The sequence below is a fragment of the Alkalispirochaeta alkalica DSM 8900 genome (assembly GCF_000373545.1).
In the GTDB taxonomy this organism is placed as follows: Bacteria; Spirochaetota; Spirochaetia; order DSM-27196; family Alkalispirochaetaceae; genus Alkalispirochaeta; species Alkalispirochaeta alkalica.
In genome coordinates this window covers 1-13,409 of sequence record NZ_KB891693.1, presented here as the reverse complement: position 1 = coordinate 13,409, position 13,409 = coordinate 1, and the positions used below count along the sequence as shown (strand labels likewise).

Annotated in this window: 12 protein-coding genes; 6 read left to right on the top strand and 6 right to left on the bottom strand. The window is 61.1% G+C overall.

The genetic code is table 11. From position 1 onward, the window contains the following. Nucleotides 1-25 precede the first annotated feature (25 nt). Nucleotides 26-802, top strand: coding sequence for an adenosylcobinamide-GDP ribazoletransferase (locus tag B071_RS0102630; protein WP_018525552.1), 777 nt, complete (start codon nucleotides 26-28; stop codon nucleotides 800-802). Next, nucleotides 799-1,485 (top strand): histidine phosphatase family protein, encoded by a 687-nt coding sequence (locus tag B071_RS18160; RefSeq protein ID WP_018525551.1) that lies wholly within the window; start codon nucleotides 799-801, stop codon nucleotides 1,483-1,485. Before B071_RS0102630 ends, B071_RS18160 begins: the two co-directional genes overlap by 4 nt. 6 nt (nucleotides 1,486-1,491) lie before the next feature. On the opposite strand, the gene B071_RS0102620 is transcribed toward B071_RS18160, so the two are convergent. From B071_RS0102620 to B071_RS18155, 3 genes are all read right to left on the bottom strand, one after another. Continuing rightward, entirely contained in the window at nucleotides 1,492-3,267 is a 1,776-nt protein-coding gene (locus tag B071_RS0102620; RefSeq protein ID WP_018525550.1) for a ferrous iron transporter B, read from the bottom strand. Then, nucleotides 3,267-5,345, bottom strand: a complete 2,079-nt coding sequence (locus B071_RS0102615) for a flippase-like domain-containing protein (RefSeq protein WP_018525549.1) — start codon at nucleotides 5,343-5,345, stop codon at nucleotides 3,267-3,269. The genes B071_RS0102620 and B071_RS0102615 overlap by 1 nt, the downstream gene beginning before the upstream one ends. Further along, nucleotides 5,342-6,058, bottom strand: a complete 717-nt coding sequence (locus B071_RS18155) for a methyltransferase domain-containing protein (RefSeq protein ID WP_018525548.1) — start codon at nucleotides 6,056-6,058, stop codon at nucleotides 5,342-5,344. Before B071_RS18155 ends, B071_RS0102615 begins: the two co-directional genes overlap by 4 nt. A gap of 692 nt (nucleotides 6,059-6,750) precedes the next feature. Between B071_RS18155 and B071_RS15495 the strand changes: the two genes are divergently transcribed. Continuing rightward, nucleotides 6,751-7,356: a protein-L-isoaspartate(D-aspartate) O-methyltransferase gene (locus tag B071_RS15495; RefSeq protein ID WP_157702987.1), complete on the top strand. Its 606-nt coding sequence runs from the start codon at nucleotides 6,751-6,753 to the stop codon at nucleotides 7,354-7,356. Nucleotides 7,357-9,813: 2,457 nt separating this feature from the next. Here B071_RS15495 and B071_RS0102595 read toward each other — a convergent pair. Further along, complete coding sequence (locus B071_RS0102595; RefSeq protein WP_018525545.1) at nucleotides 9,814-10,326, bottom strand: ASCH domain-containing protein; 513 nt, start codon at nucleotides 10,324-10,326, stop codon at nucleotides 9,814-9,816. Between the two features lie 728 nt (nucleotides 10,327-11,054). Here B071_RS0102595 and B071_RS0102590 point away from each other — a divergent pair. The 3 genes from B071_RS0102590 to B071_RS0102580 all read left to right on the top strand — a co-directional run bounded on the left by B071_RS0102590 (nucleotide 11,055) and on the right by B071_RS0102580 (nucleotide 12,677). Then, on the top strand, nucleotides 11,055-11,324 hold the full coding sequence (locus B071_RS0102590; RefSeq protein WP_018525544.1) for a hypothetical protein: 270 nt from the start codon (nucleotides 11,055-11,057) through the stop codon (nucleotides 11,322-11,324). A gap of 97 nt (nucleotides 11,325-11,421) precedes the next feature. Then, nucleotides 11,422-11,811 carry a hypothetical protein gene (locus tag B071_RS0102585; RefSeq protein ID WP_018525543.1) on the top strand — a complete coding sequence of 130 codons (390 nt, stop codon included), beginning with the start codon at nucleotides 11,422-11,424 and terminating at the stop codon, nucleotides 11,809-11,811. After that, nucleotides 11,808-12,677 carry an AcrVA2 family anti-CRISPR protein gene (locus B071_RS0102580; protein ID WP_018525542.1) on the top strand — a complete coding sequence of 290 codons (870 nt, stop codon included), beginning with the start codon at nucleotides 11,808-11,810 and terminating at the stop codon, nucleotides 12,675-12,677. The genes B071_RS0102585 and B071_RS0102580 overlap by 4 nt, the downstream gene beginning before the upstream one ends. Before the next feature lie 92 nt (nucleotides 12,678-12,769). On the opposite strand, the gene B071_RS0102575 is transcribed toward B071_RS0102580, so the two are convergent. Further along, nucleotides 12,770-13,063 carry a hypothetical protein gene (locus B071_RS0102575; protein ID WP_018525541.1) on the bottom strand — a complete coding sequence of 98 codons (294 nt, stop codon included), beginning with the start codon at nucleotides 13,061-13,063 and terminating at the stop codon, nucleotides 12,770-12,772. 2 nt (nucleotides 13,064-13,065) lie between these two features. Further along, nucleotides 13,066-13,341 (bottom strand): hypothetical protein, encoded by a 276-nt coding sequence (locus tag B071_RS15490; protein ID WP_157702986.1) that lies wholly within the window; start codon nucleotides 13,339-13,341, stop codon nucleotides 13,066-13,068. Between the last annotated feature and the right edge of the window lie 68 nt (nucleotides 13,342-13,409).

Below are 13,409 nucleotides of genomic sequence, written 5' to 3'. Positions count from 1 at the left end.
CAAAAATCTGATATACTCCATCCCCATGGACCACTACGATCATCCCTCGCGGCTGCCCCGGCAGCTCAAGCTCTTTCTCGTTGCCCTGGGTTTTTACACGCGGATTCCCGTCCCGTCACGGGTGATGGCCGAGACGCACCTTCTTGGTCCGGCCACGGCCTATTTCCCCGCCATGGGCCTCGTTACAGGGGGGGTGGCGGCCACCGTCTGGTGGGCTGCCCACCTTCTCTTCCCGCCGGCCGTGGCAATTCTCCTGAGCATGACCGCAGCGATACTCTGCACCGGCGCCTTTCACGAGGACGGCCTGGCCGATACGGCCGACGGCTTTGGCGGCGGGTGGACGGTGGAACAGAAGCTGGAGATCATGAAGGACAGCCGCGCCGGCACCTACGGCGTTGTGGCGCTGGTCCTGACCCTGCTCGTGCGATTTCACCTCTTCCTGGCTCTGCCTGCGGAGAGCATGGTCCGAACAATCATCGCTGTTCACGTGGGGGCCCGGTTCGCACCCGTCCTGGTGATCGCTTTTCTTCCCTACCTCCGTGCAGACGAACTGAGCAAGGCAAAGCCGATCAGCAAGGGTGTCACCCCCGGAGCCGTCCTTCTGGCCCTGGCGATTACAGTGGGCTCTACGGTGGCCCTCACGGGAGGCAGGGGCATTCTGGGGCTCGCCGGGCTGGCCCTGCTGGTTCCCCTGGCGATTCTTTTTTTCCGGCGCCAGCTGGGTGGATACACAGGGGATACCCTGGGAGCAACGGANCAGGTTGCCGAACTCACACTCCTGGCGCTGGCGCTGGTGCTATGACCGATCCCGACCGCGGGAGCCGAAAGCGGGTGGCCCCGGAAGCGATCACCGACGATANCCCCTGGCGCCTGCTGGTGGCGGTTCGACACACCCGGGTAGAGAAACCCCGAGGAATCTGTCTGGGCAGAACACCACTGACCCTGGCCAGGAGTTATCTGGAGGAACAGCGGGAAATCGCGAAGGAACTCCGGACGACCGGGGATCTGCCGGGACGCNCCCTGGCCGGAGGTGTCATCTATACGAGTCCCCTGGAGCGGTGCCGCACCCTGGCGGGGGACCTCGGCGTGGCCCTGGGGTACCCCGTGAGGGAAGATNCCAGGCTTCTGGAGTTCGACTACGGACTNTGGGAGGGACGACCCTGGGAAGAGATTCCCCGGGAAGAGACGGAACCCTGGATGGAAAACTGGCAAACCCGATCGCCTCCNGGAGGAGAAAGCCTGCCGGAGATGATCAACCGGGTCCAGACCTTCTGTGAGGACCTTCCCGGAGAGGGCNCGGCACTGGCNATAACCCACGAAGGTGTCCTGCGATGCCTGGAACACCTCTTTGCGCACACAGACCTGGACGATTTTTTCAGGGATTCNCTGCCCTNCGGAGTAATCCGGCGCTATCGTCTGCCCCTGCCTTCGCACCGACTCCGCCCGCCCCCTCTCACTCCCGGGACCGGTCAAACGGGACNGTAGACGAAACTACAGAAACGCTCCCACCCGGGCGATCACCCCACCAACGAGAAAAGCCGTAGCCACCGTCAGAAGGAGATGACCAAAGGCGATCNTCACCCCGAACTCTCTGCTCAAGGTCGCCACCACAGCGATGCAGGGAACATAAAAGAGCCCCACCGATGCCCCCACCAGGAGCTGAACCGGCGAGAGCCCCATATCGAGCAGGGGCAGCACCGTGAGCTCCCGACGCACGACCCCCAGCACGAGGGGCACCGCTGCCTCTTCGGGAAGACGCAACCAGCCCGTCACCAGGGGAGCCAGAAAACGGCCGAGGTACGCCAGAATTCCCGTCTCGTAGAGGACCGAAGCGATCCCCACGGCCACCACCATGGGCAAGGCTCCATCGATGATGTAATGGCGGATCTGCCCGATCATCTTGCGGAGAATCACCCGTCTCTGGGGAACCAGCAGCACGGGCATCTCGTAGACCAGACGAGATCGGGTCCCCGGAACAAGGCGATCCAGGATCAACCCCGCGCCGATCATTACGATGAAGGAGAGGAGGAAAATCACCGGCACCAGGAGCAGGTTCGCCTCTGCCAGGAGCGCAAAAATCGCTCCGGTCTGGGAAATGCAGGGCACCGCCAGGGAGATCATGGTAGCCAGAATGATCCGCTCCTTGCGGGACCCCATGGCCCGGGAGGAGAGAATCCCCGGGATCGCACAGCCGTAGCCCAGGAGCAGGGAGATGCTGTGAGACCCGCGAAGACCGATCTTGCCGAAAGCTCCGTCCAGGAGCACGGCAAAGCGGGGCAGATACCCCGTATCCTCCATGATACTGATCACCAGATAAAAGGAGATCACGTAGGGGAGCACCAGCGTAAAGGGCCACTCGATCCCCTTGATGAGCAGACCGTATTCGCCGATGAGGATATTTCTGATCATCTCCTGCCCCACCAGGGCCGTCACCAGACTCCGCAGAAGGGGAAAGAGGTGGCCCCTCACCAGGGGAAGCAGCAGAAACTGGCGCATTCCCATGCCGAGACCCACAATAATTCCCACGGCGGTCAGAAGAGCCAGGCCCGCTATGAGGAGCCCGGGCCAGGGCTGGATGAGCGCGTTNTCGCCAAAGCGTATTCGCCGCCGGGGNTGTGGCACCGCACCGTGGGGAGGAAGATCGTGCAGGTCCGAATCGTCACCCGAGGTCTGCTGCACAGCACGGCAGAGCTCTTCCGAGATCTCCCAGGGATCCCCCCGCAGAGGGNCNGGTACGCGAGGCTCTCTGAGGGCCTGAACGACCTCATGACGGAGCGCATCGAACCCCTCCGATCGAACCGCCACGGTGGGAACCACGGGGACCCCCAGGCGTTCTGCCAGGAGNCCCGCATCGACCTCGATTCCCCGGCGCCGGGCCACATCGATGCGATTCAGAATCACAATCGCCGGGTGCCCCGCTTCAAGAATTTGCAGAACAAGGAAGAGGCTACTCTCCAGATGGACCGCATCGGCCACAATCAATACCAGATCAGCCGGACCGGCCAGCATATCCGTTGCGACCTCCTCGGCCTGATTGGAGGCAGCCAGGGTATACGTGCCGGGAAGATCCACCAGCGAGACCGGGAACTCACCGAACCGCCCCGTCCCACGGGCGATATCCACGGTTGTACCGGCGTAATTCGCCATGGAGACGTTCATTCCCGTGAGGTGATTGAAGACAACGCTCTTTCCCACATTGGGAGGTCCGATCAGGAGGACCTCCTTGTGACCCTGTGGAGCCGATCCTGCCGGGGTATGNCACGCCATCAGGAGACGAGAGACCCTTTCTGGTCAACCNGGGCGTTCTCTGCCTGGCCCTCCTCCGGTGCTTCAGCCCGTCCGGCGAGGGAGGAAACGGTGATGTCCTCGGCCACGGTCCGTTCCAGAGCGATCTGACGCCCCCCGANGGAGCAGATCACGGGACCTCCCCAAGGCTGGACCGCCAGAATGGTACAGGCCTTGCCGGGGCGCAACCCCATGGCGGCCAGCATGGGCATATCGGGAATCGCCGTGATTTCCCCGCCCTGGCAGGGGGCCAGGTCGCAGAGTCGGCAGATCCCGGCGNGATCACCCGGGCAACAGACCTCCTGTCCGTTACCCGGGCGCTCCGCGAGAAGGCCTGCCCCGGAAGGGTCGGATTGCATGCTCGNCGGAGTCGTCGGAATGATATCCTTGGCACAGGCCNTGGGACAGGCCTTCGGAGAAAATCCTTTTTTTCTGAGCACCACCAGCTCCTTTTTTCCCGGCAGCGGTCGGCTCCAGCCCGACACAGCGCCACCGATAGTATGGGGCGTCACGCGCCCGTAGGACCGGCAGAGAACCCCCCGCCCGTTNCGGCACAATACGGGAGTCCCCCGATCTGCCGTTGCAAGAATGCGGCGGACGATCTCCTGCCGGGGCTGCACATGCAAGGCCACAAAGACCGCATCGTAGCCCGAATAATCAAGTTCCAACCCGTCGGCGCAGAGNATCTGCACNGACGAAGGTACCAGAGACGNGGCGCTGCGCACCGTNCCGGCGCACCGATCCACGGCGGTAACACGATACCCCCGTTCCGCCAGGGCGATCGCCGTCATGGGAAAGGGGCCGCATCCGAGTTGCAGGACCCGGGCCCCGGGCTCTATCCCGGCAGCAGCGATTTCTGTATCGATAATTNTCCTGTAAAAACACCGATGATACAAGGCCCCGGCCAGGCTGTTCCCGGCCGCACAGCGCTCGAAATGTACCACCGCGGAAAGAAAAAAAGAACCCATCCCTCCGTCCTTTGTCATAAACTGTTTCCGTGCCTTGCGATGAGCCCGAACCTCTGGCGAATCCTTCGCTGACAAGGTCATTCCCCCCTGATTCCCCGGCGCCCCCCTGCCGTTGCCCCTTCCCCCGGACCTGACCAGAAGAACNGCCGCCGCCAGGGATGAAAGGGCCAGGGGCCACCAGAAACTCACAACCCGGGAGAGCATCGTCACCGCCAGCGCCCGATCCAGGGGCACGCCCGAACGAGCCAGAACCAGGGTCATCACCGCCTCGTAACTNCCCAGCCCCCCCGGCGTGAGGGGAAGCAACCCCGCCAGATAGGCCGTGAAGGTCGCAACCAGGGTTACGGAGAAAGCCAGGGGAACACCCAGCGCCCAGGCAGCACAAAAAACCTTCAGAGGATAGAGCGCCCACACCGCCGCTGCCAGGGCCGTGGCCACGGCGAGTCTTCTCCGGGAAAAGGCAGACCGCTGCCCCCGCCTCTGCAACCAGGATCTCTTCGAAAAGAGGATGACCCCGGCCAGCGCAGCCATCAGGAAAAAGGCAATCCCCCCCGGCAGGAGGCTCCTTCCGTGGGGAGATGGGAAAGACGGGACGCGCGCTCCCCCTCCCAGTATCTCCAGAGCAGCACCTCCGAAGAAGATCCCTGCGGGGACCAGCACCAGGGCAGCCCCCAGAATCATGACAGCCGCCTGCAGGCCGATCACCAGCGCCACATCCCGGGAGGAGATACCAAACCGGCGCTGGAACAGAATGCCCCGGGTGATCCCGCCCCCCAGCTTCGCCGAGGGAGTCACGGACTCCACAAAGGCCCCGGCCAGATAGGGGGGCACCACCGACAACCAGGGCGCCCTTCCCGAGGGAGCCCGAGCGGCCAGCAGCAGGCTCCACTGAAAGCAGAGGACCCCCAGAACCAGCACCTGCAGAAGGAGCAGCAACACCATTGCCCCCGGGGATANCCCCCCCAGACTCACCAGAGCGGCCCCCAGGGCCTCCCGGGAGACCAACCGCGACATCAGGGCAACAGCCCCCACCAGAATCAGCCCCCGGAGCAGGGGGTTCTGAAAAAGCGCTCCGGGAACAGGAACTCTCACGCTACTCCCGCCTCGCCGGAGAGATTCCTCTCTCCAGAGCACCCGCCGTCCTCGCCGGAGAACTCTCTTCGGGAACCCTCCGCAGGGAGAGCCACCAGAACCGATCTGTCGAAGGTAGGCATGGCATGATATACCGCTCCCAGGGAAGGGGAAAAATCTTCCGGGGAACCCAGCCCATACTGCCCCTCCAGAAAACACGCTCCCTCCATACCGTACTGCCCCTCCAGAAAACACGCTCCCTCCATACCGTACTGCCCCTCCAGACCGGGACGGGGCAGGCGCAGCAAAACCCGCCCGGAGCCACGGGGAAGCGATCCTGNCAGGTTATCGAGAATTTCCTTCTTGGGAGCAGCCTGAAGCGCCACCAGGGCAACCTCGGCCCGGGGCATGGGGAGCGAGGCGGCATCCCCGGCAAGAACCTGGATGCGGGAGGAGAGACCGAGCCGCGCTATCAGCGTCCGGGCCTTGCCGGCCGAAACGGGATCGATATCGACGGCCACCACCTGCGCCCGGGCGAGAGTCGCCACCAGAACCGCCGTAAAAGGGAGAGAACCGCACCCGATAGCGAGAACGCGATCGCCCTCACCAATACGGGCCAGAGCGATCTCCCTGGCGACCACACCGCGATAGGGAGCCGCATAACACCANAAAAGGGTCCGTGACGAGGCACAGAGCTTTTCAAGGGTTGCNACAAGAGGTTTTATTATCTGCATCGCTCATCCCCCCTGGAATCGCACCGACTGCGCAAGGGGCAGCCGCCACAGAGAGCAGCCCCTCGACGGTGGTCGCCGCCTCTCCCGTGGTGAAGAAACCAGATCAGGGCNATCCCGGCCCGAAGAACCCGGCGAGCCACAGAAGATGTCCAACCGTACCGCGACGGTGTTACTGCTACCATAATTAGTTAGTCCGCGCTAATACTCTCGCAAACCGGGCAGGTTGTCAACCGCCCGACAGGAGCGGGAAGACCGGCGAGTGCTCCTCTGCAGAAGCGATCTCTTTTCAGGAGATATCAACAGAACATGTAGTTATCGACAGAATCCTGTGCTACAATTTCCGGTATTGCCCGTACGGGACTATATGGCTGGTACACCTCAGGCGGGATCGCTTCCAGCCGTGCGGGGGCTGCCTGGGGTTGGTCCGGTTGGCAGGTGTCTCACCACGAGCGCCTGCCAACTTCTTTCTTGACCAGGAGCGTTTTTTTCGACCGGAGGGTCCAGCCGGAAACTCCGGCCATGCGTTCCCGACCGCACAGGGAGGCACGGTGAACAGCGCAGATCCCCAGGCACCGGGCGGACCCGGCCGGGCATGGAGGCACATATTCCTGGCTCTGACAGCCTTGCTGGCCCTGCCAGGGTTCCTGCCGGAGGCAGAGGCCACAGAACCTCACCGGCCCCGGAGAGAAGAAATGGTCACCACACAACTGATCGCCCGGGGAATCAGCCACGAACCGACCCTGGAAGCCTTCAGGCGCGTCCCCCGGCACTACTTCGTGCGGCAGGAACACCTTCAGCGAGCCTACGACGACCGTCCCCTGCCGATCGGCCACGGCCAGACAATCTCCCAACCCTATATCGTGGCGCTCATGACAGAGCTGATCGAACCCCGGCCGGGCCACCGAATCCTGGAAATCGGCACCGGTTCGGGCTATCAGGCGGCAATCCTGGCCGAGATCACCGATCAGGTCTATACCATCGAGATTGTGGAGGCTTTGGCCGAATGGGGGCAGAGCAACCTCAGGAAAGCAGGGTACCATCGGGTCCAGGCAGCTTCGGGCGACGGCTACTACGGCTGGGAAGAAAAGGCACCCTTCGACGCGATCGTGGTAACCGCAGCGGCGGCATCGATTCCACCGCCCCTTCTTGCCCAGCTCGCCCCGGGGGGAAGGATGATCATTCCCGTGGGCTCCCCCTTTCGCACCCAGGTGCTGACCCTGGTGCACCGCCGGGATGATACCTTTCAGACCGAACAGATTCTGCCCGTGCGCTTTGTTCCCTTTGTCAGGCCCGAATAACTCCCGGGGATCGCTCCCCGCCCTGGCCCTTCTCTCGGCTGGGGTTATCGCCTTCCAGCTCGTGATCATGAGGACNCTCTCGGCAGCCCAGGGAGCCCCCTTTACGGGGCTGGTCATCTCCGCCGCCATGCTGGGTTTCGGAGCAGCCGGGTCTGCGGCCTTCCTGGGGAAGGATCTCCTCTTCCGCCACCTCTTCCGGAACCTGATCTCTCTTTTCTTTCTCTCCGCTGCGGCCATGGCCGCCACGGCTTCTCTCACGGGAATCACGGAACGGCTCGATCTCTTTCTGCTTTTCTCCGAGCCCCACCAGGGGATCCTCCTGGCAGGAGTCTATCTGCTCTACGCCGTGCCCTTTTTCTTTGCAGGNCTGGCTATCACGCTCTTCTTTCTGCAAAACCCCCTGCAGATCGGCCTGCTCTACGCGGCAAACCTCGGCGGATCGGCCGCAGGAGCCCTGCTGGGTCTCGCGGCTCTNCGCCTCCTTCCCCTGGCATCCCTTCCCGGGCTCACGGCGCTTCTCCCCCTGGCGGGAGGAATACTTCTGCTTCCTGCCCTGCCTTCCCAGGACTCCGGGAATCCCTCCTCACCCGGCCACAGGTCGATCCCGCTCCCGGCAGCGACAGGAATTCTGGCGCTGATCCTCGCGGGCAGGGCGCTGATATCCCCCGGTCTCCCCGAANCCTCGCAATACAAGGATATCAGTGCAGCCCTGCAGCTTCCCCAGGCGCGGATCATCCACAGCGAATCCACCCACCGGGGTCACCTCACGGTTGTCCGGGCCCCGGCGCTTCGTTACGCCCCGGGAATCAGCCTCCAGTTTCCCCACGAGCCTCCCCAGTGGCCCGTCCTCTTCAACGACGGGGACTATTTTGGAACCCTTCCTGAAGACGGGACCCTCCCAAGGCAGAAGAGAGACNGGAATCTGCTGGACTACACCACCCGGATGCTGCCCTACGAGGTTCGCTCCCCCCGGCACGTGGCCATTCTGGGAGGGCGCACCGGGACCGATGCAGCCCACGCCCTTGCGCGGGGAGCCCGGCAGGTGACGGTCCAGGAATCGCACTCACCGGCCCTGAACCTGCTCCGCGAGAGGCACCCCGAGTGGATACACCACCTCTACCAGGATCCACGGGTCTCCACCACATCCCTGGCGATCAGGCCCTGGATCGCNCGNCACAACCAGCTGAACCAGNATCTCACGAAGGCCCCCCTCCGGGAGAGCGAGCCCCTCNGGGAGGGAGAGGGAAAGACCTACGACCTCATCGTGACCCCCCAGCTGGGTCAATTCGGAGGAACCTCCGGAACGGGAGCCATGGAACCGCGTTACGACTATACCCGGGAAGCTCTTGGGGGGATCTTCCGCCTCCTGACTCCCCGGGGGATGATCAGCACTACCCTCTGGCTGGAAGATCCTCCTTCGATCTCCCTGCGTCTCCTCNCCACCTGGATCGCCGTCCTGGAGGACGAGGGAGTTCATCGACCATCGGACCACATCGCTGCGATCCAGAGCTGGAACAGCGCCACCCTTCTGGTCAGCAGGACTCCTTTTACCGGGGATGAACAACAGGCGGTGCGGCGGAGCGCGGAATCCCTGGGGTTCGACCTNCTGATTCTGCCTGATCTGAAAGAGGACGAGCGGGAACGGTTCCATCGAAGGATTGACCAGGGGTTTCACGAGGCACTTCAGGGGATTCTGGAGGGAGAGGGGCTCTCGGGATTCGGAGATTACTGGTTCGATGTATCTCCCCGGAGCGACTCGTCGCCCTTCTTTTTCCAGTTTCTCGACCCCCGGGCGATTCCCCGAATCGCCTCCTCCGCAGGAGGAGCGGCCCTCCCCTATTTCGAGATCGGATTCTTTACCGCGATTCTCGCGGCGATCCAGGCGCTGGTAGCTGCCCTGGTCCTGATAGCGGCACCGCTCTGCGGCCGAAGTCGCTGGNGNTCAGGAGGGAGNATCTGGACCTTCCTCTATTTTGCCGGAACGGGGACGGGCTTTATCGTTGCCGAAATCGCCCTGATTCAGGAGACCATCCTTCCCCTGGGACACCACCTGGAGGCTTCGGCGGCAGTNCTGGCGCTGTTGCTCACCAGTTCCGGGGCAGGGAGTCTTCTCTCCCGGCGCGTACAACCCAGTTCCCCCGTCCTGGCAGGGGCCGCTCTGGCCACGGCGGCTCTCATTCTGGCACGAGCTCTCCCGGGCAGGTCCCTGGCAGTGGCAGCTCTGACAGCGTCTCCAGCTGCGGGGCTGGCCATGATAGCTGCGGGAATCGTTCCCACGGGGCTCGTGGCGGGAATGGTCTTCCCCCTGGGTTTGCGTCGCCTCGCCGGTCCGGGAGAGGACCATCTTCCCTGGGCCTGCGCTATCGACAGCTCCTGCTCTGTGGCGGCNGCGGCGGTGACAACGCTTCTCTGTGCGCGAATNGGCCTGTCGGGGGCGTGGATAGTCTCCTGCGGGGCTTATCTGGGGGTGGCCCTGGCGGCCTTGAAGCTGGGAGTCCGAGGCGAAAGGGGATAGACCTTCTCGAACCGTTCCAGCACCACCTGGGAGGACTCGTTGAACTCGATACCCAACTCTTGAGCGCACTGTGAAAAGACAGCGCTGTGGGTTTCACGCCACCACCGATAGGAGCCGTCACCTTCGCCCTCGGCAGCGGCGAACTCCCCGGTCACCTCATGGAAGGGGCAGATCGAGACTTCGGTGATCCGGACGATACAGACCGGTTCCTGGTGCCAGTCCAGAACCACCAGGAGAGACCCCCGCTCGGGAAACGGATCACCCTCGATGCGATAGGCCCCGGCGAGGCTCGAGGTTGCCCTCTTGATCCCCTCATTGACCAGGCGTGCACATTCATTGGCGTTGTACTGATCGTTACAGAAATGCTCTGCCGTAATCCGGGGGATCCGCTCCCGCTCCTCCCGGGACAGGAGCTGAAGGTACTGGTTTGCATATTCGCGGTGGTGTTTGTTCATAGTATGGTAACGCTCGCTGGCCGGTCCTGAGCCGACTCTGACTGCATTCAGAACCTCTGAAACGGGAAGCACCCAGATGGGAGGGGAATGAACACGGCGGGATTCGAACCCACGACCTTCGGCTCCGGAGAGGAATCATCGCCTCCACCCTATGAATCCCCGAAGACCCCTCAGCATCCCTGATTTTCACACAAATCCATTCACAGCAAAGAAATAACAGGATCAAAGCCTGTATTTCATCCATTTCAATAAGCTCGGACAACAGATTTCGGTTGTCGGATTTTTGTCGGATTGTTCTCGGCTCATCCCTCCTTAAATCCATCCTAGCACAACTTCCTGAATGGCAACAGGACTTATTTGATCACATTTACTCTGCCCTGAATATAGCATGATTCAGTCTTTTTTTGTTGTTTGTGGACACCTGGTGCACCAGCAATACGTAAAAAAAAGCAATCGAAAACTCCGGTGAGCCAGGCAGGGTGCAGAGCAGCTGATTCTGCTGTTTTCCTTACGATTCTGGTAGATGCTCCATTTATGCCACGATGATCCGGAACAAGCCGATGAAAACTGCCAGATCAATCCTCATTAGGTCATCGGAAAAGACTGGAAAATTTCAACACTCATGACTTGATTATACCGCACTATGCGGTATAATACTGAGTATAGCAATCGTTGATTGCGACAAACCAAATCGCCAGCCTACGGGCAAGGCGGAGGAGAGAGGAAAGATGAGTGACAAGAAAAAAATCAAACTGGTTGTGTCCGCAGGACAGTATGAGCAAGCGGCCAGCATTGTTACTGTCACATACACGACTGAGAGAGGACTGAACCGCAGAATCAGACAGCTGCGAAATGAGTACGCAGTATTCGGTGACAATTTCGCTGGCTGGATTCCGGCGCGAATAGCAATCGCATCCAAGAACGATTCTTGGGGTGCTAATTCTATTATTGGCGGTCGTTGGTGTGACCCTGCCAATGGGTGGATTGACGAAGACTAACCGCCTGACGAGGCCCGGCTTCGGCCGGGCCGAAACACCTCGCCGGTTACGGACGCCCGGGCGATCCCCGGGCGCAACAACTACTAAGGGGAAAACAATGGGAAAAAAAACGAGCGTGTACCTGACTGACGATCTGATCCAGAAGCTGCGCCTGACCGAAGGTCGAGGGCTCTCCTCGGCCCTGCACGAGGTCGCAGACCGATACCAAGAGATGATCGGTAGCGAGCGAAAGCGCGTCGAGGCGATGTTTTCCGAGAGTGAATGGAACGCGATGCGGAATGCCTGCAATGGAACATGGTGGCAGCCAGCGGCAACCATCAGAGCTGGCGTCCTTGCGAAGATACAGGACAGCCTCGATGAGGAAATTCAGGCTTTTGGGGCGGAACGCGAAGCACTCGAGAGCAAACTCCGCGACCTGACCGTCGTTCAACAATTTACGCTCGTTGAGTTGATTGAGAACTGGTGGAATGAGAGGACAGTCGAATGAGTGATTGGACACCGGTTAGCGAACTCGTCCGCAGACTCAACCAGCACCCGGTCCCCGATTCTTCGGAACTGCGTGATCGCGCGGGCGGGCTCGTTGTGTCCGCATTCGGTCCCCTGTCGGGAGTGCAAGTCCCAGAGCTCGTAAACATAGCAATGCTGTCAATACTCATGACACCGAAACTTACCGTCCTTGAACCCACTCTCGGCGTCATTGGACTGGTTGCAAGCACGGATCTCCACGTGTATCCAAGCGAGGCTCCGACGCTGTTGCGACAGCCGTTCCTGATTGAGAGCAAACGCCCAGATCTACCATTATTCGGTTGGACTGCAAGCCTTGGTGGCTATACACTGGACGGAATACTTTATCTGGTAGGAGCTGAATATCCCGACGGAACATTCGTTGCTCCGATGAAGCCAAAATGGACGGGGGAAGAAATATTGGGCATAGAGTTTGATGATCCGGTGCTTGGTGATGCAACAGCACTTGGCGACTGGAGCGTTCAGGCAATGCGGTTTGCGGTAGTGCTCGGTGCAATCCTCGACGCCGAGCATACGCCTATCGCGCAGAAGACACACACTGAAACTACCAAAAAGCGAAATGCGGACCGGACACGGGATCGATCAGAATGGATCATGCAGCGACTATACGTTGATCGCATCTATCAAACTGCGTTCAACGAAAAACCATCGTCCGACGGAACTGTCGGCAAGACTTTGATGAATGTGCCTGTCCGAGCTCATTTACGACACCAACCGTACGGGCCAGGACTCAAGAAGCGAAAATGGGTCTGGATACAAGGATATGAAGCACGAAGGTGGGTGAGTCCATCGTCGACGCGGATAATCGTTGGCCGCCAAAAAAATTGATGCTCGAGCCAGATTTATCTGCAAGTTTTTCTTCTGTCCTTCGGCGGGTTTCTATTTCCCAAAAGGTTGCTGATTCTCCGGTAGGCCCACCCCTACCCCTGAATGATCACCGCTACCAGAGATGCCAGGGCAGCTAGGATCGTGAAGGTCCCCACGAGCATCCCGAAAATCTGGTGGGGCATCTTGTCTAACTTTGTCTCGATATCCCGGACGTTTCGCCTCAGGCCGTTTGAACCATCGGGGCCGATCAAGGCTGTCCTGACTTCGATGCTCTCCCGCCGGAGTTCTTTCATTTCCTGCTCGATGTCCCGTAAGCGGGCATTATGCCTGCGGTCTTCCGCCCGGAGTTCACTGATCTCGATTTCTGTTCCCTCAAAGTGCCCCATGATTACCTCGGTTTTTGCAGCGTTCCTTCTATGCGCGTCTGCCCGTACTCGAGTCCGGCCCCGGCCACCAGAAGACCCACTGCATACTGCCCCATCGACACCCAGTCATCGAAGCGCTGCAGGTAGCCATAAACTGTAGCCAGGGCGAACAGGACCCCTACAGCCCCCGCCGCAAAGGCGATGAGGTGCCCCATGGCCAGGAGGCCCCGGTGGTCCCGGAAAAAGCTGTCCTCATCCCGGATGACCCGGGCCGATCCAGTGTCATCAATCGGGCTCACAACGTTCCTCCCAGAGAGAGGCCGCCAGCGAGCCCGAGGATTCCCGCTGCGGGGATCCCGATCTTCCA

What these genes read in the sequence shown, in the direction of transcription:
- B071_RS15495 (WP_157702987.1), top strand. Translation starts at nt 6,751, where the DNA reads ATGGTCACCACACAACTGATCGCCCGGGGAATCAGCCACGAACCGACC.
- B071_RS0102595 (WP_018525545.1), bottom strand. Translation starts at nt 10,326, where the DNA reads ATGAACAAACACCACCGCGAATATGCAAACCAGTACCTTCAGCTCCTG.
- B071_RS0102590 (WP_018525544.1), top strand. Translation starts at nt 11,055, where the DNA reads ATGAGTGACAAGAAAAAAATCAAACTGGTTGTGTCCGCAGGACAGTAT.
- B071_RS0102585 (WP_018525543.1), top strand. Translation starts at nt 11,422, where the DNA reads ATGGGAAAAAAAACGAGCGTGTACCTGACTGACGATCTGATCCAGAAG.
- B071_RS0102580 (WP_018525542.1), top strand. Translation starts at nt 11,808, where the DNA reads ATGAGTGATTGGACACCGGTTAGCGAACTCGTCCGCAGACTCAACCAG.
- B071_RS0102575 (WP_018525541.1), bottom strand. Translation starts at nt 13,063, where the DNA reads ATGGGGCACTTTGAGGGAACAGAAATCGAGATCAGTGAACTCCGGGCG.